This is a genomic window from Cedecea neteri (genome assembly GCF_000758305.1).
In the GTDB taxonomy this organism is placed as follows: Bacteria; Pseudomonadota; Gammaproteobacteria; order Enterobacterales; family Enterobacteriaceae; genus Cedecea; species Cedecea neteri_C.
Genome location: NZ_CP009458.1, coordinates 3145824 through 3165951, shown reverse-complemented (window position 1 = coordinate 3165951; position 20128 = coordinate 3145824). Strand labels below are relative to the sequence as shown.

The following is a 20128-nucleotide window of genomic DNA, read 5'->3' as shown; positions in this document are numbered from 1 at the left end:
CCTCCGTGAATCGATAAATATAAAGATAAAACGTTTTACTTATGCTGGCATATTCAACTTCATTATGCGCGTTAATTCTGCGATCGTCCTCACGATAAAATTGGGTAAAACGTTTTATCATTTTCAAACTTTACTTACACAACACCTCATTTTAACCGGGTCAAGGAGTCGTGATGGCGGCTAATACACCACAAAAAAAATCGCTTTGGGAGTTTTTCCAGAACCTCGGCAAGACTTTTATGTTGCCGGTCGCGCTGCTGTCATTCTGCGGCATCATGCTGGGGATCGGCAGTTCGCTGAGCAGCCATGACGTTGTGACCGAAATCCCGTGGCTGGGTAATCCGGTCTTACAGCTGATCTTTACCTGGATGAGCAAAATGGGCTCATTCGCGTTCAGCTTCCTGCCGGTGATGTTCTGTATCGCCATCCCGCTGGGCCTGGCGCGCGAGAATAAAGGCGTGGCCGCCTTCGCCGGTTTCGTCGGCTATATGGTGATGAACCTGGCGGTTAACTTCTGGCTGACCGCCAAAGGCATCCTGCCGACGACCGATGCGGCAATCCTCAAAGCCAACAACATTCAAAGCGTGCTCGGCGTGCAGTCGATTGATACCGGTATTCTCGGCGCGGTTATTGCCGGGATTATTGTTTATTTGCTACACGAGCGTTTCCACAATATCCGCCTGCCGGACGCGTTAGCGTTCTTCGGCGGCACCCGCTTTGTGCCGATCATTACCACCCTGGTGATGGGGCTGGTTGGCCTGGTTATTCCGCTGATCTGGCCAGTTTTTGCCGCCGGGATCAACGCCCTGGGCTACATGATCCACAGCGCAGGTATCTTTGGCCCGATGATCTTCGGTACCGGGGAACGTCTGCTGCTGCCGTTCGGTCTGCAGCACATCCTGGTGGCTCTGATTCGCTTCACCGAAGCGGGTGGCACGATGGACGTTTGCGGCCACACCGTAAGCGGCGCGCTGACTATCTTCCAGGCGCAGCTGAGCTGCCCGACTACCCACGGCTTCTCTGAGAGCGCAACGCAGTTCCTGTCACAGGGTAAAATGCCAGCGTTCCTCGGCGGCCTGCCAGGTGCCGCGCTGGCGATGTACCACTGCGCTCGCCCGGAAAACCGCCACAAGATTAAAGGGCTGTTGATCTCCGGCGTGATCGCCTGCGTCGTCGGCGGTACTACCGAACCTATCGAGTTCCTGTTCCTGTTCGTCGCCCCGGTGCTGTACCTCATTCACGCCGTGCTGACCGGGATTGGCTTCACCATGATGTCCGTACTGGGCGTGACTATCGGCAACACCGACGGCAACATTATCGACTTCTTCGTCTTCGGCGTGCTGCACGGCCTGTCCACCAAATGGTATATGGTGCCGGTTGTGGCTGCGGTATGGTTTGCTGGCTACTATGCCATCTTCCGATTCGCTATCACCCGCTTCAATATCAAAACCCCAGGGCGCGATATTGAAACCACCACCGCAGAAAAACCGGTTGGCGGCCACACGGGCAAATCTGGCTACAACGTGCCAGCGATTCTGGCGGCACTGGGCGGCAGCGATAACATTTCAACGCTGGATAACTGCATCACCCGCCTACGTCTGTCGGTTAAAGACATGTCGCTGGTGGATACCGCGGCGCTGAAGGCCAACCGCGCCATCGGCGTGGTGAAGCTCAACGAGCACAACCTGCAGGTGGTTATCGGGCCACAGGTACAGTCGGTAAAAGATGAGATGGTCGGCCTGATGCGCACCGTCGAGGCTTAATTTATCCAGGAGCGCCCCGGCGCTCTTCATTATCAGACAAAGAGGGAAGCGCGGTTTTCCCTCTTTGTGGTTAAAAGCTGTGAGGTTTTATGTTTGATTTTTCTGTTCCGGTGGACCGCCACGGCACCTGGTGCACCCAGTGGGATTACGTGGCCGACCGCTTCGGCGCCGCCGACCTGCTGCCCTTCACCATCTCCGACATGGACTTCCCTACCGCGCCCTGCATTCTTGATGCCCTGCAAAAAAGAGTGGCCCACGGCGTACTCGGCTACAGCCGCTGGAAGAACGACGATTTTCTCTCCGCTATTGCCCACTGGTATCAACAGCGTTTCGGCAGCACCATCGACCCGGAAAGCGTGGTCTACGGGCCTTCGGTGATTTACATGGTTTCGCAGCTTATACGCCAGTGGTCACAGCCGGGCGACGGCGTACTGATTCACACACCAGCTTACGACGCGTTCTACAAAGCGATCGAAGGCAATCAGCGTCAGGTTCTGAGCGCGCCGCTGCAAAAAACAGCGGAAGGCTGGCACTGCGATATGGCAGAGCTGGAAACCCTGCTCGCCCGGCCTGAATGTAAAATCATGCTGCTTTGCAGCCCGCATAACCCGACAGGCAAAGTCTGGACGCGGGAAGAGCTGACCACCATGGCTGAACTCTGCGAACGCCACGGCGTGCGGGTTATCAGCGATGAGATCCATATGGATATGGTGTGGGGCAATAACCGTCACATTCCGTGGTGCGAAGTTGGCCACGGCGGCTGGGCGTTGCTCACGTCCGGCTCCAAAAGCTTCAATATCCCCGCCCTCACCGGTGCTTATGGGCTGATAAATAATGCGGACGACCGTCAGCAGTACCTGAACGTGCTCAAAGGGCAGGATGGCCTCTCCTCTCCGGCCGTGCTGGCGATTGTGGCCCATATTGCCGCCTACCGGGAAGGTCAGCCCTGGCTTGACGCACTGCGGGAATACCTGCAAAGCAATTTGCAGTTCGTCGCCGACAGGCTGAACCAGGCATTTCCTGAACTTAACTGGCAGCCGCCGCAGTCAACCTACCTGGCCTGGGTTGATTTACGTCCGCTAGGGCTCGACGACAGAGCACTGCAGAAGGTGCTTATTGAAGAGCAGAAAGTCGCCATCATGCCTGGCTACACCTACGGCCCGGAAGGCACCGGTTTTGTGCGTCTTAACGCCGGGTGCCCACGCGTCAAACTTGAGGCTGGCGTCGAGCGGCTTATCAATGGGATCCGTTCACTGAAATAGTCCTTAACGGGGAGCCCGCTCCCCTTCTTCTCCTGCCGCATTCATCACTTCGTCATCTTTCCGACACCCAACCGACACACAATCTTCACCCGCTCCCCTTAAGCTCGTGACAATTAAGAACAGGAGCAAATCATGCACGTTTTTTCCGGTGAAATTCCCTTCGGTCATGCCGTTCACACCTTCCCTGTGGCAGACAATACCCCGGCGATTAGCCTGACGGGCACGACGCTGCGTACCGGACACCTCTACTGCTACCTTTACGACAGCCGCCAGCAGCTTCGTGCTTCGGTGATGCTGCAAAAACCGGAAAAGGTGCTGACAGTGTGCACAGACTGGGCTTCGGTGGGCGCCTTGCCCGGCGAACTGCCCGCCGGAGAATGGCAGTTGCATATCTATAACGTCATCGGTGAAAGCCGCTCTCCGCAGCCCATGAGTTATCAACTGAACATCAGCTTTGACGCACTGGCCGCTCCCGTTGATTTTGAAAAACAAGACGTGCTGCGCCCGGATCACCAGGTCATTTTTGACTATCAGCGAGCGCTGAGCGATCGTCCCGGCTGGTATCGCGGCGACCTGCACGGCCATACCACGCTGTCCGACGGCAACAACACGCTGCCTGAGGCGCTGGATATCATGGCTTCGCAGGGATTAGATTTCTTTTTCCTAACCGAGCACAACTTGTCCCACGCCTGCCTGCCACGCCACGACAGCGTTTTGTTGCTGCCAAGTATTGAAGTTACCGCCGACAAAGGCCACCTGAACGTGCACGGCCCCGCCGCCACGCTGAATATGCGCAATGCAGATTACAGCAGCCGCGGTCTACTCACTCAGGGCATTGCGCTCAAGCGGCCAGAAAGCGTGCTGAGCGTAAACCACGCCATGCTGCACCCGTGGAGCTGGCTCTATAACGACATGCCGATGGCGGATATCGACGTGCTGGAAGTGCTCAACGACCCGACCTGGAAAAACGCCACCACCGCGAACGAGCAGGTGGTCGAGATCTTCACCACGCTGTGGAACGCGGGACACCGAATTTATGCCGTCGGCGGCAGTGACTGCCATATGCAACCCCACGAGCGCTATCCGCAGGCTACCGAGCCGTCCATTTACGGCGACCCGGCAACCTGGGTTTATGCCGAGGCGCTTAGCGGAGAGGCTATCCTGGCGGCCATCAAAAAAGGACATTGTTACTTTGAGCGCCGCTGCGGCCTGACGTTCAGCCTGAATGACGGCGCGCTGCTGCCGGGTGACGCCGCCGATGGCAAACAGATCGCCTTGACCGTGGCGGTAAAAGATAGTGAACAGCGCTACACGCTTCAGGTCGTATCGGAAGCGGGCATTCTGGCTGAATATCCCCTGGAAAATGCTCCGCAAGATATCCATGCAGATATGACAAAACATGCGTGGATCCGCTGGGATATTCGCCGTGAGAATGGCTCGCTGGAGGGCATGATCAACCCGGTTTACTGCGCTCAGCATCCGCTGTTTCTCTCGCCTGTCGGCGCAACCTGGGGCGAGGTAACCGGCCACCTTGAATTTCCCCGCAGCCCAGATTCGGAGTGATTTCTAAGCACTTTCGTCTGGTTATCTTTTTGGTTTGTAAAATTTTGAAATTATTTAATGTGAATATTTAGTCGTTCTGCTTTGCATAAAACCGCTAAAAACGACGAAAATGCTACCTCATCATAGTCATAGAAATTAAGACCCGGTGACGCCCTGCTTCCCGGGTCTTTTTGTTGTTGAGAGAGACAATATGAGTTTATCTTCCGGCCACGCTTCGCATCAGGCCATTCCTCCCGGCTCGGGCGCGCTGTTCTTTATTCAGATGTTCGCCACCCTGGGCTTTGCGGTGCTTTACTCCACGCTGGTGCTTTACGTTACGAAGCGGCTGGGCTTTAGCGAAGGCGAGGCCGATGCCATGATGGGGATCTTCGGGGCATTCAACTACGGGCTGCACCTGTTTGGCGGCTGCCTCGGGGGCCGCTATCTGAGCAACCGGAATCTGTTTGTGCTGGGGATGCTGCTGCAGGTCGCGGGCTGCTATCTGATTGCCGACGCGGGCCTGACGGGCCTGTGGTGGGGGCTGGCGATGTTCCTGAGCGGCAGCGGGCTGAACGTCACCTGTCTGAACATGATGCTGACCCAGCGTTTCGCGCCGGATGACGATCGCCGAGAAGCCGCCTTCCTGTGGAACTACGCCGGGATGAACCTGGGCTTCTTTATCGGCTTTACCGTGGCGGGCTACTACCAGTTGACAGAAAGCTACCGGGCGCTGTTCCTGTTTGCTACCCTCGGCAACGTAGCCGCCATAGTCATTACCTTACTCCGCTGGCCGGTGCTGGCCGATATCAGCACCCCGCTGCAGCACATCAAAGGGAAAGGGTTTTACCTGCGCATGGCTTTTGGCCTGCTGATCCTCATTCTTCTGGTTCCCGTCCTGCGCCTGCTGCTGGGGCACACCGAATTCAGCAGCACATTTGTTATCGTGCTGGGCGCGCTGGTCTTCCTGTCGCTGTGCGTCATGACCGCCCGCCACCCTCGCAAGCACGAACGTCGCCGCATGGCAGCCTACTTGTTGCTGGCAGCGGGTTCGCTGGTATTTTGGTCGCTGTACCAGCTGGCACCAATGGGGCTGACGCTGTTCGCCGAGCATAACGTCACCCTGAACGCTTTCGGCTGGGAAGTCTCTCCGCAGTGGCTGCAAAACATCAACACTATCGTCATCGTGATCGGCGGCCCGCTGATGGCCTGGCTGTTCAAACGCCTGCGCGATCGCGGCGTGCGCATCGACATACCCGCTCAGTTTGCCTCTTCTCTGTTCTGCATGGGTGTTGGCATGCTGGTGCTGCCGCTGGGCATTTCCCTCGCCGGAGCGGACGGCATGGTGGCGCTGAAATGGATTGTGCTGAGCTACATTCTGCAGAGCATCGGCGAGCTGCTGATTTCCCCGGTGGGCTACTCGATGATCGGCAAACTGGCCCCGGCCAACCTGCAGGGCCTGATGATGGGCTGCTGGATGATGGTTACGGGCGTGGCCTCCGTGCTGGCGGGCTATGTTTCCGGCCGTATGCCGCAAAACAGCGGCAGCACGCCGATACTGACCGACCCTGGCTACAGCAAAGTCTTTAGCCAGTTGGGCTGGGGCTCCGTCGCTACCGGCGTTATTTTGTTGCTGTTAATCCCGCTGCTGCGCCGCCTGATCGAGCCAAAAAACATGGCTCAGGCCTGAGTCACAGGGCGCGGGGGAACCCGCGCTTTTTGTACTACCTCAAATGGTGGTTGACCCTCCTCCCGGCAGAAACTAAAGTTAATCACCCACTCTTTCTCCCCGAGGTTTGCAACGAAATGAACAACTAATGCGCTCGCTGCCTGACTTATGCCAGTGTGAATACGCATTGCTGTTTATTTTTGCAATTTCGGCTGTGGCTTTTGCCATACATCTTGCCGCCGTTCGCTATTCCCTGGCTCTGCTTTCACTCCCCAGAGGAAAACAAGATGCCTGATACATTTACCCACTCTTCCGACTTACTCGATCACAACCGCGCCGCATGGGATGCCCTTGCCCGCCAGCAGTGCGAATGGTCACAGCCTGTCAGCACCGACATAATTGAGCAAGCTCGCCGAGGCGAGTGGCAGATTCATTTAACGCCAGGCAAGCTCCCTGACAGTTGGCTACCGAACGTGCAGGGAAAACGCATTCTCTGCCTGGCGTCTGCCGGAGGCCAGCAGGCGCCGGTACTGGCCGCTGCCGGGGCGGAAGTCACCGTATATGATTTATCGCAAGAACAGCTCAATAAAGACCGTTTTGTTGCGCAACGGGACAATCTGACGCTGACATTTGTCCAGGGCGATATGCGCGATCTGTCCCGTTTCGCGGATGAAAGCTTTGACTACATTATCCACCCGATATCCAACCAGTACGTGCCGGATATTCGCCCCGTCTGGCGCGGCTGTTATCGGGTTTTAGCGAGAGGCGGAAAGCTGTTATCCAGCTTTTTTAATCCGGTCGTTTTTATTGGCGATCGTGCAGCCAACTATGCCGAACAGGGCGTTATCCGCCCAAGATTCAGCCTGCCCTATTCTGACGTTAATGATCTAACAGCCGACGAGCTGGCCGCGAAACAGGCTCGGGGAGAAGCGTTCGTCTTCGGCCATTCACTGGCAGAACAGATTGGCGGGCAGCTTGAGGCGGGTTTCGTCCTGGCCGGTTTTTATGAAGATAAGCAGCCCAATCCACGTTTTTTGATTGACCAGTTTATGCCGACGTTTATCGCTACCTGCGCGATTAAATATGGATTGGCAGCCGTCGGTGAAACCGGCGAATAAAAAGATCTTTTTTATTTAAATATGCTTACAAACAACTTTTTATAAAACCCAAAAACAGCCAGCCCCAAAAGCTGGCTGTGATAGTATTTTCAGGCTTAAGCGTTTCTCCCTCCTCCTGATGGAAACCAGCCAATGACCGAAATACTGTTTCGCAAAGCGCAGCTTGCCGATGTTCCCGCCATTATCACCCTGCTAGCCGACGACATCCTGGGCCGTCTGAGAGAAGATCCCAGCCTTCCCTTAGATCAGCGCTACATTGAAGCTTTTCATGCCATCGATGCCGACCCGAATCAGCTACTTGCCGTGGCTGTATCCGGAGATGAGGTCATCGGGACGTTACAACTGACCTTTATTCAGGGCTTAGCGCGCAAAGGCGCGTGGCGCGGCCAGATTGAAGCGGTACGCATTGCGCGTTCGCAGAGAGGGACGGGGTTTGGGAAACAGATGGTGGATTGGGCCGTCCAGCAGTGCAAAGAAAGAGGCTGTCATCTCGTACAGCTCACAACGGACAAAACGCGGACGGATGCGCACCGCTTTTATGACAACCTTGGCTTTGAGGCCAGTCATCTGGGCTACAAGCTGACGCTGCAGTAATTTTCCTCAGCAAAAGCGCGACAGGGACGTTTGCGCAACAAAATGCTGACAGCCGTAGCAATTGCCCCCCATTTCTTTTTATAATACGCCGCACTTTAATCAAAAAAAGAGTGCGACCATGATTGATACCACCCTGCCGTTAACCGATTTGCACCGCCACCTTGATGGCAATATTCGTGCGCAAACCATCCTCGATCTCGGCCGCCAGTTTAATTTATCTTTGCCTGCCAACACCCTCGAAACCCTGCGTCCCCACGTTCAGGTCGTTGAAACTGCACCGGACCTGGTTAGCTTCCTGCAGAAGCTGGACTGGGGCGTTAAAGTGCTGGGCGATCTCGAGGCCTGCCGCCGCGTCGCCTGGGAAAACATTGAAGACGCCGCCCGCAACGGCCTGCACTATGTGGAGCTACGCTTCTCCCCTGGCTATATGGCGATGAGCCACAACCTGCCGGTCGCCGGCGTGGTTGAAGCGGTGATTGAAGGTGTTCGCCAGGGCTGTCGCGACTTTGGCGTTGAAGCCCGTCTGATCGGCATTATGAGCCGTACCTTTGGTGAAGCCGCCTGTGAAGCGGAACTGAACGCCCTGCTCGCCCACCGCGACAGCATCACCGCGCTGGACTTAGCCGGCGATGAACTCGGCTTCCCGGGCAGCCTGTTCCTGAATCACTTTAATCGTGCGCGGGACGCTGGCTGGCGGATTACCGTTCATGCGGGTGAAGCAGCCGGACCAGAAAGTATCTGGCAGGCTATTCGCGAGCTGGGCGCGGAGCGTATCGGCCACGGCGTAAAAGCGGTTGAAGATCCGGCGCTGATGGATTTCCTGGCCGAGCATAAAATCGGCATTGAGTCCTGCCTGACCTCAAATATTCAGACCAGCACCGTTGCGGCCCTGGACAAACACCCGCTTATTGCTTTCCTGGATCACGGCGTGCTGGCGACGATCAATACCGATGACCCGGCGGTTCAGGGCATCGATATTATTCATGAGTATACCGTCGCGGCACCTCAGGCCGGCCTCAGCGCGGCGCACATTCGCACCGCGCAGGAGAATGGCCTGAAGATTGCGTTCCTGAGCGAAGCCGAGAAACAGGCGCTTATCGCTAAGGTTAAGGCGGCGTAATCCCCGGCAGCTGGCGTCAGGACGCGGATTCCAGCTGCCGTTTTTGTTCGGCCGTTTTGCGGGCATAGCGCTGAGCCAGGACGGCGCAAACCATCAGCTGGATTTGGTGGAAAATCATCAGCGGCAGCACCATCATCCCCACCGCACTCGCCGGGAACAACACATTGGCCATCGGTACGCCGTTAGCCAGGCTTTTCTTCGACCCACAAAACACGATAGTAATCTCGTCAGCCGTATTAAAGCCCAAGAGGCGCGCCGCCAGCGTATTCACCACCAGCACAATGGCCAGCAGCACCAGTGAGCAGACCAGCACCATCAGCAGCGAGAAACCGTTGACCTGATGCCAAATCCCTTCGACTACCGCCTCGCTAAACGCGACATAGACGACCAGTAAAATAGACGATCTGTCGGTCAGGCCAATGAGCTTTTTATGGCGATCGACCCATTTGCCAATCAGCGGCCGGGAAAGATGCCCGATAACAAACGGCACCATCAGCTGCATAATGATTTTGCCAATGGCATGCAGCGTGTCGGTTGAGCCCTCCTGAGTCTGCATCAGCGCCCCAACGAGAACAGGCGAGAGGAAGATCCCCAGGATGCTGGACGCTGAAGCACTGCACACCGCCGCCGCGACGTTACCCCCGGCAACCGAAGTAAAAGCGATGGCCGACTGCACCGTCGCAGGCAGCGCACAAAGATAGAGGAAGCCCATATACAGCGGCTGGCTCAGAATCGCCGGAGAGAGAAAGCCCATCGCCAGCCCCAGCAGCGGGAACAGCGCAAAGGTACTGAGAAATACCACAAGGTGAAGTTTCCAGTGCCCCATCCCCGCCACAATGGCATCGCGGGAGAGTTTTGCCCCATGCATAAAGAAGAGTAACGCGATGGCAAACGTCGTCAGGTATTCAAACCCGGTTTTCACTATCCCTTCGCACGGGAACAGCGACGCCACGATCACCACGCCAATCATGATCAGTAAAAAATTATCGATTTTTAGTTTTTGTAGCCAACCCATCCTGTTCCTCTGCCTGCCAGACATTATTTTGGCTGTTACTTTGCAACAAATTGGCCGCGCTGGCGAGTTAACAATTTTGCAAACTTCCAAAAAAATATGCGCTAGCAACGCCGTTTTTTATCCAGAAGCGAAACGCGAGGTATTTAGCGTAACTAAAACTAAAATATGAATACAGCCCGGCTTAATTTAAAATTATTTAAAGGAGAGATTATCGGGTAAATCAAGCCAACTTCCATGAAAATATTTTTACCCTTTGGTAAAAATATAACTACATGATAAACATCAAATTAATGAGAAAAATCCTCACCACAAAAGCGCGAAAATAAGACAAAAATCCCATTTAGAAATTTAAATTCATATTATATGAGCTGTGATGTGGCAGTGATTAAAATACGCCATACACTTATTAATACGCCGTCCGGCGTGCTAATAGTGGAGTATTGCTATGCGCTCAAATAACATTGGCCGCCTCAGCGCTATTGCGATGGCGGTACTTCTTGCCTTCTCCCTGTCAGCCTGTAGCGGCGGCGGCGGGAGTTCGCACAATACGGCGAAAACGGCCGGGTCTGCCGGCACCACAGGGACAGACACCGCAAGCAACGGCGGTAGCGGCTCGGGAAGTAATGGTTCCGGAGGAGGAACAGGCTCAGGTGGTGGAACAGGTACGGGTACAGGTGGTGGTTCGGGCGGAGGTGGAACCGGTGGCGGGACTGGTGGAGGCACGGGTGGCGGAACAACCGTCGCTAATAGTGCGGGTAATAACATCATCGGCGATGCTGGCGGCGCAGTAAGTGGCGTTGGCAGCACGGTCAGCGGCGTGGCCTCCCAGTTGCCGGTAAATAATCCTGTGACCTCCACTGTTGCCGTGGCCGTGAATGGCACCGGCAGCGCCATTTCAACCGTCGGCAACGGCGTAGTAAACGGTCTTGGCAATGCTAACAACCCTAACGGGGTGGGCACCACTGTGACCGGCGCCACTAATGCCGTATCCGGTCTCGGCACAACGGTCTCAGCAGTCGGAACTAATCTGGCAAGCTCAACGGCCAATACGCCAGTCGGCGGAGTAACCGGCGCAGCTGGTGGCCTGGTCAATACTGCGGGACAGGTTGTGACAGGCACAGGGAATGCCCTGACTCAAACGGTGCAAAGCCCTGGCGTATCAAACCTGACAACTGGCGCAACGGGGCTGGTTAACACCACCCTTTCAGATACACAGAAAGCAACACAAGCCGTGGGCGGGGCGACCGGGCTGGGTACACCAGTCAGTAATCTGCTGACCACCACAGGGGGAGCCGTCAGCGGCCTGGGGACTAACATCAGCGGCAGTAACTCGTCTCTCGGTGGCCTGGGGCAGGTTGTCCAGAATACCGGCCAGGTGGTGACTGACAGCGGCGCGCTGGTGAAACCAGTACAAACCAGCGGCAGCTCAGGCTCCGTTTCAGCGGGTGCTTCTGGCTCGCTCGGCGTGGGGGGGAATGGTCTGGTGACTGGCCTTGGCACCACAGTGAGCGGCCTGACCTCTTCGCTAACCACCAATGTCAGCGCCAGTGCGACAGGCAGTGATACAAGTTCAGGCCAGCAAGTCGGGCTTACCGGCGCGGTCAACGGTCTTTTGAAAACCAAATAGTGCTCGCTATAGCACATGTGCTCCCGTGGTAACGGCGGGAGCACTTTTTTCACAGCATATTCTTCGCTGCGCAGTTAAGGGAGATCATCATGGACACTCGTCTGGGTATCGTGTTGCTGTACGGCGCCACGCTGAGTATCAGCTACGCCGATATGTCACCCACGCTTATCGACCCCAATAACCCCGCTAAAGCCGCCCGTTCTCTCGCTATTCCGGTTGCGCCACAAAAACAGCCGGAGGTGAAAACGCCGCTGCCTGCACCGCAGCTAACCCCGCAGACGCCGGTTACGGTGAAACATCTGCAGTTTATTGGTGGCACGCGCTATAAACTTGACTCGCTGGCTCAGCCGTTTATGCCGCTGGTCGGCAAAACGGTCCCGCTGGCCCAGTTGATAACGTTAACCAACGGCATTACCCAGCGCTACCAGCAGGATGGCCTGCCGCTGTCCTACGCTTACCTGCCGAGCGACAATTTCCACGACGGCACGGTACGTATTGTGCTGGTTGAAGGCTATATCGCGCACAGCAACATCAAAAGCGATAACGCGAGCACGGGCGAACGCTTAAGCCGTCTGTCGGCATTGATGATGAATGAAAAACCCCTCAGTCAGGCGACGTTTGACCGCTACAGCCTGCTGATGCAGCGCACGCCAGCGACAAAAGTGGAAGCCAACGCCGCGTTACCCAATAACATTTACGGCGCGGCGGATATGAACGTTGACGCCACTCAGCCGCATATCTGGGATATTTCCTCCACGGTAGACACGCGCAAAGGCTCAAACCTGGCGCTGATTAACGGCACGCTCAGCAACCTCACAAGCCACGGCGATCAGCTCGGGCTGGCCACGCTGGTACCGCTGGATAGCAGCACGAAAAAGACCTACTTTGGGGCCAACTATCAGCAATACCTCACCGATAACGGCCTGCTAATGCAGTTGAAAGGCAGCTTCTATCGTGAAAATCCCACTGATTACACGCCGCTGCTTTATTTGCCGCAGAACATTTCTATCGACGCAAAGGAAAAAACCACCCAGTACACCGGGGGGATAGCCTTCAGCTACCCGCTGCTGCTTGAGCGCAAGAAGCAGTTTTCGGTCAGCGGCGGGCTGGATTATGTCGATAAGCGCGACGATTATGCGCTGCGCGCCAGCGGCTTCGGCAATACCATTGATTTGCCCGGCGTCAGCCAGCGTGCTCGCTACCCGGCGGCAGAATTTTCAGCCTGGGGCTACCGCGAGTACGACACCGCCAACTGGAGCACCCGCCTGACTCTGCGGAAAGGTATTGATGCCTTTGGGGCGAGCGTCACGCCGGGATTAAACACTAATCTCAACTTCACGCGCTGGAAGGGAAACGTCGATGCCGCCTGGCTGGTTATGCCCAAATGGCGGTTGAGTACGTCGCTGGAGGGGGACTGGTCGAACAATAATTTGCCCGAAGCCGAGCGCGTAAGCTTCGGCGCACAGCGCTTTGGCCGGGGATATCCTGACGGCGAGGCCAGCGGGGATTACGGCTACGGCGGGCAGGTTGAAATGCGTTACCTCCATAACCTCGATAACGGCGTGTGGATTAACACGGTGCAGCCTTACGTCGTGGCCGACACCGCCCAGACCTGGTTCAACCAGCCGGGCTTCCGTCACCAGCGCCTGGCCTCTATTGCCACCGGGGTAACGGTAGGCGACAGCCGTCACTACTCTGTTTCCGTTGAGGCGGCCAGGCCGCTGGCTGATTTACCCAGCGACAGCAGCCGCCGCGATGTCCGCTTCAGCCTGACCTTCACCTACAACTTTAATAATCTGCATTAACGGTAAACCCTCACCGTTCGCGGTGAGGGCCAGTCTCAGGCAAGATTCAGCGTCGCACGTTTTTTCGCGGACTCGATGCCCAACTCAATCAGCTCCATGACCTGAATCGCCTGGGCTGCCGGGACAGGGTTCTCCCCTTTACCAACCAGAGCATCGCGCACTCCCGCATAATAAGCCGGATAGTTACCCGGCACGGTCAGCAGCGTCTGCTCGTCCATTAGCTCGCCCTGAGCCAGGGTCAGCACGCCGTCACGCATGTCGTAACCCCAATCTTCCTGCGGCAAGCGTTCGCCCGCTTTCAGACGATCTTCCTGCGGATCAAGGCCGTATTTAATGTAGCTCCCGCGCGTGCCATGCACGATGTAACGCGCCGTTTCCGCCGCTGCCAGTAGCGTACCGTGCAGCACGACACGACGCTGCGGGTAAGCCAGCACGGCATGGAAGTAGTCTGTCGCCTGCGCCCCGGTACGAAGCTGCGCGAGGTCGACGGTCAGACTGACAGGCAACCCGAACAAACTAATGGCCTGGTCAAGCAGATGCGGCCCAAGATCGTACCAAATACCGCTGCCGACGCCCGCCTGTTCACGCCAGCGGTTACGCACCTGCGGGCGGTAGCGGTCAAAATGGGACTCAAAATAAGCCACTTCGCCGAGCGTGCCTTCCGCCAGCAGATTTTTCACCGTCAGGAAATCGCTATCCCAGCGGCGGTTGTGGAACACGGACAGCAGCAGGCCGAGTTTTTTAGCCAACGCATCCAGCTCCCGAGCCTGGGACAGCGTGACGGTAAAAGGCTTATCAACGACGACGTGTTTTCCGGCTTCGAGCGCCGCTTTGGCCAGCGGGAAGTGGGTGTCATTCGGGGTAGGAATGACAATAAGATCGATGTCGGGATCTTTAAACAGGTGCTGAGGATCGGACACGACCGTCATCCCCGGCCAGTCGGCGTGCACTTTTTCAGCATCGCTACTGGAAACTGCGGCGAGGATCATTCCTGGCGTACCGGAAATCAGCGGCGCATGAAAAGTCTTACTGGCATAACCGTAACCGATAAGCCCGACGCGGATGGTATCACTCATGTGTTTTCCTCTCTTTAATGAACTCCGGCATTTCACCTTATCCCCCGGAGGGCGACAACCGCAAGTTTCTGGATTGCGCATTTCCCAGGCATAAGACCGCCATTATTGCTAATAGTCCTGACAGTTATTATGGCTTTAAATAACAGTCTTCATTTAGCCCGAACGGCCAGGGTAAATTAAAATTAAGGAGATTTTATGTAGTCCAGGGGGCGATATTCCTGGCCATTGCAAAGAAAACTCCTAATTGTTCCGTCGAGTAATAATAGCGCTAAGCCGCGACCGCGTTTGCGCTTATCATCGCCTCTCAATCCGCCGACCGTGATTAATTGATACCCGCCATGGAAAATGCAACACCTCTTAGTGCCCTGGACTACCTGATGAAATTCCGCAAAATAAGCTCACAGGAAAATCTGGAAAAGCTATTTGATCACCTGAATTACACCCTGACCGACAGCCAGGAAATCATGAATATGTATCGCGCGGCCGATCACCGCAGAGCCGAACTGGCCTCCGGCGGGCGCCTTTTCGACCTCGGATGCGTGCCGAAAACGGTCTGGCGTTACGTTGTATAGCCGCTGCCGGTAGCATTAGCGGCAAAATCCCTTATAATCCTCCCGCTTTATTCACCTTATTTAAAATCGGGAGGACACATGACGACGCCCCAACCCCCGCGCATTGCCGGCTGGCTCCTTGCCCCTTTGGCCTGGCTACTGATGTCGTTGCTCAGCAGCTCGGTGGCGCTGTTAAGTTTCCTGATGATGATTTTATCCCCGGCAGCCCGCGAGGCGCTGGGTAACGCTGACGCAAAAACAACGCTGTTGTTCAGCTTATCCGTCGGCTGCGCGATGGCGATGTGGGCTTATACCCTTTGGCTAACCATTGCGTTCTTTAAACGCCGCCAGAATGTGGTCCGCCATTACATTCTGTGGCTGCTGTTCACCGTGCTGCTGGCGATTAAATCCTTTGCGTTTTCGCCGGTCAGCGACAAGGTCGCGGTTCAGTTGCTGCTGCCTTCTCTGCTTGCAGCGGCATTACTGGTGCCTTATTTGAAGCGTTCGAAGCGAGTGAAGCAGACCTTCATTAACCCGTAATAACCCTATAGATAGCCCGTTGTCGCCGCCCGCCGATTCGTCGATAATAGGCGGCTTTTTTTGTTTCAGGTCGAATCATGTCAGATTATTTGCTGCTCTTTGTAGGTACCGTGCTGGTCAATAACTTCGTGCTGGTGAAGTTCCTTGGTCTGTGTCCGTTTATGGGGGTTTCCAAAAAATTGGAAAGCGCCATCGGCATGGGGCTGGCAACCACCTTCGTGATGACACTCGCCTCTATTTTTGCGTGGATCATCGACGAGCTTATCCTGGTACCGCTGGACCTGATCTATCTTCGCACCCTGGCGTTCATCCTGGTTATTGCGGTTGTCGTTCAGTTCACCGAAATGGTGGTGCGTAAAACCAGCCCCGCGCTTTATCGCCTGCTGGGGATCTTCCTGCCGCTGATCACCACCAACTGCGCCGTCCTCGGCGTGGCATTGCTCAACATTAACCTGGGCCATAACTTCCTGCAGTCCGCGGTGTACGGTTTTTCCGCCGCGCTGGGCTTCTCGCTGGTAATGGTGCTGTTCGCCGCCATTCGCGAGCGCATGGTTGTAGCAGATATTCCTGCTCCGTTTCGCGGCAACGCTATCGCGCTGGTCACCGCAGGCCTGATGGCCCTTGCATTTATGGGCTTTAGCGGTCTGGTGAAGTTCTGATGACAACGTTGTGGATGGCGATTATTTCGGTCACGCTGATGGGGCTGCTGTTCGGCCTGATCCTCGGCTATGCCTCTCGCCGCTTTGAAGTAGAAGAAGACCCGATAGTTGACCGTATTGACGAACTGCTGCCCCAGAGCCAGTGCGGCCAGTGCGGTTACCCTGGCTGCCGCCCTTACGCAGAGGCCGTTGGCAATCAGGGCGCGAAAATAAACCTTTGCGCGCCGGGCGGCGAAGCCGTAATGCTAAAAATTGCCAGCGCCCTGAACGTTGAGCCCCAGCCGATTGACGGTGACGCCACCGCCGCAGAGCCGGTGCGCATGCTCGCCGTTATCGACGAAGCAAACTGCATCGGCTGCACAAAATGCATTCAGGCCTGCCCCGTTGACGCCATCGTCGGCGCGACCCGCGCCATGCATACCGTGATCAGCGACCAGTGCACAGGCTGTAACCTTTGCGTCGACCCTTGCCCTACCCGCTGCATCGACCTGATCCCCGTCAGCCCAACGACAGAAAGCTGGAAATGGGATTTGCAGACCATCCCGGTGCGTATGATCCCGGCGGATAACCATGCTTAATATCTTCAATCGCTTTAAAAAAGACAGAATTTGGGACTTTGACGGCGGCATTCATCCACCGGAGATGAAAACCCAGTCTAACGGCACGCCGCTGCGCCAGGTTCCGCTGCCCTCTCAGCTTGTGATCCCACTTAAGCAGCACATCGGCGCGGAAGGTGAACTGTGCGTCAAACCTGGTGATCATGTGTTACGCGGCCAGCCGTTGACCCGTGGGCGCGGGCGTATGCTGCCGGTACATGCTCCAACCTCCGGCATCATTAAAGCTATTGAACCACACTCAACCGCGCACCCTTCTGCCCTTGCCGAACTTAGCGTCATTCTTGATGCCGACGGTGAAGACCGCTGGATTGAACGAGACGGCTGGAGCGACTACCGCTGCCAGAGCCGCGAAGCCCTTATCGAACGCATTCATCAGTTCGGCGTGGCCGGGCTGGGCGGGGCGGGGTTCCCGACCGGCAGCAAACTGCAGGGCGGTGGCGATAAAATTGACACGCTGATCGTCAACGCCGCCGAATGCGAGCCCTACATCACCGCCGACGACCGCCTGATGCAGGATTGCGCCGCGCAAATCATCGAAGGCGTGCGCATTCTGGCCCATATTCTGAAGCCACAGCGCATTCTTATTGGCATTGAGGACAACAAGCCGCAGGCCATCTCCATGATGCGAGCGGTGCTGGCCAATAGCCACGATATGCAGCTGCGGGTCATCCCGACGAAATACCCGTCCGGCGGCGCTAAACAGCTGACGCAGATTTTAACCGGTAAGCAGGTGCCCCACGGGGGCCGTTCGTCCGACATTGGCATTCTGATGCAGAACGTCGGCACCGCGTATGCCATTAAACGTGCGGTGATTGATGGCGAACCGCTGACCGAGCGCGTCGTCACCTTAACTGGCGAATCAATAACTCAGCCGGGCAACGTCTGGGCGCGCCTGGGCACGCCGGTCAGCCACCTGCTCAGTTTTGCGGGCTTCCGCCCGGGGCAGGATCAGAAAGTGATTATGGGTGGGCCACTGATGGGCTTTACCCTGCCGTGGCTTGATGTCCCGGTGGTGAAAATCACTAACTGTCTGCTGGCCCCGTCTCCGGCTGAAATGGGCGAACAGGAAGAAGAACAAGGCTGTATTCGCTGCAGCGCCTGCGCGGACTCCTGCCCGGCCGATCTGCTGCCGCAGCAGCTGTACTGGTTCAGCAAAGGCCAGCAGCACGACAAAGCCACCGCCTACAACCTGTCGGACTGTATCGAGTGCGGGGCCTGCGCCTACGTTTGCCCGAGCAATATCCCGCTGGTGCAGTACTTCCGGCAGGAAAAAGCTGAGATTCGTGAGATTGAACTGGAAGCAAAACGCACTGTTGAAGCTAAGGCTCGCTTTGAAGCCCGTCAGGAAAGGCTGGAGCGTGAGAAAGCCGCCCGTCTTGAGCGCCATAAAAATGCCGCCGTTCAGCCTACAGCAAAAGATAATGACGCTATTCAAGCCGCGCTTGCCCGCGTAAAAAGCAAAAAAGCGCAGGCCAGCGATGAACCTATCGTGGTGAAAGCCGGCAGTACGCCGGACAACAGCGAAATCATTGCTGCCCGCGAAGCCCGTAAAGCTGAAGCGCGTGCGCGCCAGGCGGAGAAAGCTCAACAAGCAGAATCGTTGACCAGCCCTGAAGCCGATCCGCGTAAAGCTGCCGTTGAAGCCGCCATTGCCCGTGCCAAAGCTCGCAAAGCAGCAGAAAGCGCTGAGACAGCTGCCGCTGAGCCAGAAGCTGTTGACCCACGCAAAGCCGCCGTTGAGGCCGCCATTGCCCGTGCCAAAGCTCGCAAAGCAGCACAAAACGCGGAAAGCGCTGAGCCCGCTGCCGTTGAGCAAGAAACCGTTGACCCGCGTAAAGCCGCCGTTGAAGCCGCTATTGCTCGCGCTAAGGCCCGCAAAGCCGCGCAAAATGCAGAAAGCGCCGAACCAGTTGCCGTTGTGCAAGAAGCGGTTGATCCGCGTAAAGCCGCCGTTGAAGCCGCTATTGCTCGCGCTAAAGCTCGTAAAGCTGCGCAGAAAACGGAAAGCGAACAATCAGTCCCACAAGAAGAACAAGATCCACGCAAAGCTGCAGTGGCTGCGGCAATTGCCCGCGTTCAGGCGCGTAAAGCCGCTCAGATGTCTCCAGAGGAATAAATGGTTTTTAAAATCGCAAGCTCCCCGTTTACCCATAATCAGCGCAGCACCGCGCGTATTATGCTGCTGGTTTGCCTCGCAGCCCTGCCCGGTATCGCGATGCAGTGGTACTGGTTTGGCTGGGGAACACTGATTCAGGTTGTGCTGGGGATCGTTAGCGCCATGGCCGCCGAAGCGCTGGTGCTGCGTCTGCGCAAAAAATCCGTCCAGAACCACCTTGCCGATAACTCGGCGCTGCTGACCGGCCTGTTGCTGGGGATCAGTATCCCGCCTCTCGCGCCATGGTGGATGGTGGTTGTCGGGATGGTGTTTGCGATCATCATTGCTAAGCAGCTTTATGGCGGCCTTGGCAATAACCCGTTTAACCCGGCGATGATTGGTTACGTGGTGTTGCTGATTGCTTTCCCGGTGCAGATGACCTCCTGGCTGCCGCCGCAATCCATTGCCGCCAACGTACCGGGTTTTGTTGACAGTCTGCAGGTGATTTTCCACGGCGCAACCGCCACAGGCGGCACCATGGATACGCTGCGCATGGGCGTGGACGGCATCAGCCAGGCCACGCCGCTGGACACCTTCAAAACCGGCCTGCATGCGGGGCACTCCGCGGAGCAACTTCTGAGTGCGCCAATCTATGGCGGCGCGCTGGCGGGGCTCGGCTGGCAGTGGGTTAACCTGGCGTATCTGGCCGGCGGCCTGTTCCTGCTGTGGCGCGGCACCATTCGCTGGCATATTCCGGCAGGCTTCCTGGTGGCTTTGGCCGTCTGCTCCACGCTCGGCTGGGTTATTGCCCCGGAAAAATGCCTGTCGCCAATGGTGCATCTGTTCTCCGGCGCGACCATGCTCGGCGCGTTCTTTATCCTGACTGACCCGGTCACCGCCTCGACGACCAACCGTGGTCGATTGATTTTCGGGGCGCTGGTTGGCCTGCTGGTCTGGTTGATCCGCACTTACGGCGGTTACCCTGATGGCGTAGCATTCGCCGTACTGCTGGGCAATATTACCGTGCCACTGATCGACTACTACACCCGCCCTCGCGCCTACGGCCACCGTTAAGGAG

17 protein-coding genes are annotated in these 20128 nt (G+C 56.6%); 15 read left to right on the top strand and 2 right to left on the bottom strand.

The window, feature by feature from the left end; translation table 11 throughout:
• Nucleotides 1-173 precede the first annotated feature (173 nt).
• From malX to add, 7 genes are all read left to right on the top strand, one after another.
• Nucleotides 174-1763: a maltose/glucose-specific PTS transporter subunit IIBC gene (malX, locus tag LH23_RS14905; protein ID WP_039292582.1), complete on the top strand. Its 1590-nt coding sequence runs from the start codon at nucleotides 174-176 to the stop codon at nucleotides 1761-1763.
• An 89-nt stretch (nucleotides 1764-1852) separates the two neighbouring features.
• Nucleotides 1853-3025 carry a MalY/PatB family protein gene (locus LH23_RS14900; protein ID WP_039292579.1) on the top strand — a complete coding sequence of 391 codons (1173 nt, stop codon included), beginning with the start codon at nucleotides 1853-1855 and terminating at the stop codon, nucleotides 3023-3025.
• 132 nt (nucleotides 3026-3157) lie between these two features.
• Entirely contained in the window at nucleotides 3158-4588 is a 1431-nt protein-coding gene (locus LH23_RS14895) for a CehA/McbA family metallohydrolase (RefSeq protein WP_039292576.1), read from the top strand.
• 190 nt (nucleotides 4589-4778) lie between these two features.
• Nucleotides 4779-6254 (top strand): peptide MFS transporter, encoded by a 1476-nt coding sequence (locus LH23_RS14890; RefSeq protein ID WP_039292573.1) that lies wholly within the window; start codon nucleotides 4779-4781, stop codon nucleotides 6252-6254.
• Between the two features lie 266 nt (nucleotides 6255-6520).
• The gene (locus LH23_RS14885) at nucleotides 6521-7351 is read left to right on the top strand and encodes a class I SAM-dependent methyltransferase (protein ID WP_039292570.1); all 831 of its coding nucleotides are present in this window, start codon (nucleotides 6521-6523) and stop codon (nucleotides 7349-7351) included.
• Between the two features lie 132 nt (nucleotides 7352-7483).
• Nucleotides 7484-7945 (top strand): GNAT family N-acetyltransferase, encoded by a 462-nt coding sequence (locus tag LH23_RS14880; protein WP_039292568.1) that lies wholly within the window; start codon nucleotides 7484-7486, stop codon nucleotides 7943-7945.
• Nucleotides 7946-8063: 118 nt separating this feature from the next.
• A complete protein-coding gene (gene add, locus LH23_RS14875) occupies nucleotides 8064-9065 on the top strand; it encodes an adenosine deaminase (protein ID WP_039292567.1) in 1002 nt (333 codons plus the stop codon).
• Nucleotides 9066-9081: 16 nt separating this feature from the next.
• Here add and LH23_RS14870 read toward each other — a convergent pair whose 3' ends face one another.
• A complete protein-coding gene (locus tag LH23_RS14870) occupies nucleotides 9082-10080 on the bottom strand; it encodes a bile acid:sodium symporter family protein (RefSeq protein ID WP_039292565.1) in 999 nt (332 codons plus the stop codon).
• A gap of 445 nt (nucleotides 10081-10525) precedes the next feature.
• On the opposite strand from LH23_RS14870, the gene LH23_RS14865 reads away from it, so the two are divergent.
• Together LH23_RS14865 and LH23_RS14860 are read left to right on the top strand one after the other, a co-directional pair.
• Entirely contained in the window at nucleotides 10526-11707 is a 1182-nt protein-coding gene (locus LH23_RS14865) for a collagen-like triple helix repeat-containing protein (RefSeq protein ID WP_039292564.1), read from the top strand.
• An 89-nt stretch (nucleotides 11708-11796) separates the two neighbouring features.
• Nucleotides 11797-13512, top strand: coding sequence for a ShlB/FhaC/HecB family hemolysin secretion/activation protein (locus LH23_RS14860; protein ID WP_039292563.1), 1716 nt, complete (start codon nucleotides 11797-11799; stop codon nucleotides 13510-13512).
• A 35-nt stretch (nucleotides 13513-13547) separates the two neighbouring features.
• On the opposite strand, the gene LH23_RS14855 is transcribed toward LH23_RS14860, so the two are convergent.
• A complete protein-coding gene (locus LH23_RS14855) occupies nucleotides 13548-14588 on the bottom strand; it encodes an oxidoreductase (RefSeq protein ID WP_039292561.1) in 1041 nt (346 codons plus the stop codon).
• Nucleotides 14589-14926: 338 nt separating this feature from the next.
• On the opposite strand from LH23_RS14855, the gene ydgT reads away from it, so the two are divergent.
• The 6 genes from ydgT to rsxD all read left to right on the top strand — a co-directional run bounded on the left by ydgT (nucleotide 14927) and on the right by rsxD (nucleotide 20124).
• Nucleotides 14927-15160: a transcription modulator YdgT gene (ydgT, locus tag LH23_RS14850; protein WP_008456420.1), complete on the top strand. Its 234-nt coding sequence runs from the start codon at nucleotides 14927-14929 to the stop codon at nucleotides 15158-15160.
• Between the two features lie 78 nt (nucleotides 15161-15238).
• Nucleotides 15239-15679, top strand: a complete 441-nt coding sequence (locus LH23_RS14845; RefSeq protein ID WP_039292558.1) for a DUF2569 domain-containing protein — start codon at nucleotides 15239-15241, stop codon at nucleotides 15677-15679.
• Nucleotides 15680-15756: 77 nt separating this feature from the next.
• The gene (gene rsxA / locus LH23_RS14840; RefSeq protein ID WP_008456422.1) at nucleotides 15757-16338 is read left to right on the top strand and encodes an electron transport complex subunit RsxA; all 582 of its coding nucleotides are present in this window, start codon (nucleotides 15757-15759) and stop codon (nucleotides 16336-16338) included.
• The gene (gene rsxB, locus LH23_RS14835) at nucleotides 16338-16916 is read left to right on the top strand and encodes an electron transport complex subunit RsxB (protein ID WP_008456423.1); all 579 of its coding nucleotides are present in this window, start codon (nucleotides 16338-16340) and stop codon (nucleotides 16914-16916) included. Before rsxA ends, rsxB begins: the two co-directional genes overlap by 1 nt.
• A complete protein-coding gene (gene rsxC, locus LH23_RS14830; protein WP_039292554.1) occupies nucleotides 16909-19071 on the top strand; it encodes an electron transport complex subunit RsxC in 2163 nt (720 codons plus the stop codon). Before rsxB ends, rsxC begins: the two co-directional genes overlap by 8 nt.
• On the top strand, nucleotides 19072-20124 hold the full coding sequence (rsxD, locus tag LH23_RS14825) for an electron transport complex subunit RsxD (RefSeq protein ID WP_039292550.1): 1053 nt from the start codon (nucleotides 19072-19074) through the stop codon (nucleotides 20122-20124). It begins immediately after the preceding gene.
• The last annotated feature ends 4 nt before the right edge of the window (nucleotides 20125-20128 follow it).

Coding starts and splice junctions, on each gene's coding strand:
- malX (WP_039292582.1), top strand. CDS start 174: ATGGCGGCTAATACACCACAAAAAAAATCGCTTTGGGAGTTTTTCCAG.
- LH23_RS14900 (WP_039292579.1), top strand. CDS start 1,853: ATGTTTGATTTTTCTGTTCCGGTGGACCGCCACGGCACCTGGTGCACC.
- LH23_RS14895 (WP_039292576.1), top strand. CDS start 3,158: ATGCACGTTTTTTCCGGTGAAATTCCCTTCGGTCATGCCGTTCACACC.
- LH23_RS14890 (WP_039292573.1), top strand. CDS start 4,779: ATGAGTTTATCTTCCGGCCACGCTTCGCATCAGGCCATTCCTCCCGGC.
- LH23_RS14885 (WP_039292570.1), top strand. CDS start 6,521: ATGCCTGATACATTTACCCACTCTTCCGACTTACTCGATCACAACCGC.
- LH23_RS14880 (WP_039292568.1), top strand. CDS start 7,484: ATGACCGAAATACTGTTTCGCAAAGCGCAGCTTGCCGATGTTCCCGCC.
- add (WP_039292567.1), top strand. CDS start 8,064: ATGATTGATACCACCCTGCCGTTAACCGATTTGCACCGCCACCTTGAT.
- LH23_RS14870 (WP_039292565.1), bottom strand. CDS start 10,080: ATGGGTTGGCTACAAAAACTAAAAATCGATAATTTTTTACTGATCATG.
- LH23_RS14865 (WP_039292564.1), top strand. CDS start 10,526: ATGCGCTCAAATAACATTGGCCGCCTCAGCGCTATTGCGATGGCGGTA.
- LH23_RS14860 (WP_039292563.1), top strand. CDS start 11,797: ATGGACACTCGTCTGGGTATCGTGTTGCTGTACGGCGCCACGCTGAGT.
- LH23_RS14855 (WP_039292561.1), bottom strand. CDS start 14,588: ATGAGTGATACCATCCGCGTCGGGCTTATCGGTTACGGTTATGCCAGT.
- ydgT (WP_008456420.1), top strand. CDS start 14,927: ATGGAAAATGCAACACCTCTTAGTGCCCTGGACTACCTGATGAAATTC.
- LH23_RS14845 (WP_039292558.1), top strand. CDS start 15,239: ATGACGACGCCCCAACCCCCGCGCATTGCCGGCTGGCTCCTTGCCCCT.
- rsxA (WP_008456422.1), top strand. CDS start 15,757: ATGTCAGATTATTTGCTGCTCTTTGTAGGTACCGTGCTGGTCAATAAC.
- rsxB (WP_008456423.1), top strand. CDS start 16,338: ATGACAACGTTGTGGATGGCGATTATTTCGGTCACGCTGATGGGGCTG.
- rsxC (WP_039292554.1), top strand. CDS start 16,909: ATGCTTAATATCTTCAATCGCTTTAAAAAAGACAGAATTTGGGACTTT.
- rsxD (WP_039292550.1), top strand. CDS start 19,072: ATGGTTTTTAAAATCGCAAGCTCCCCGTTTACCCATAATCAGCGCAGC.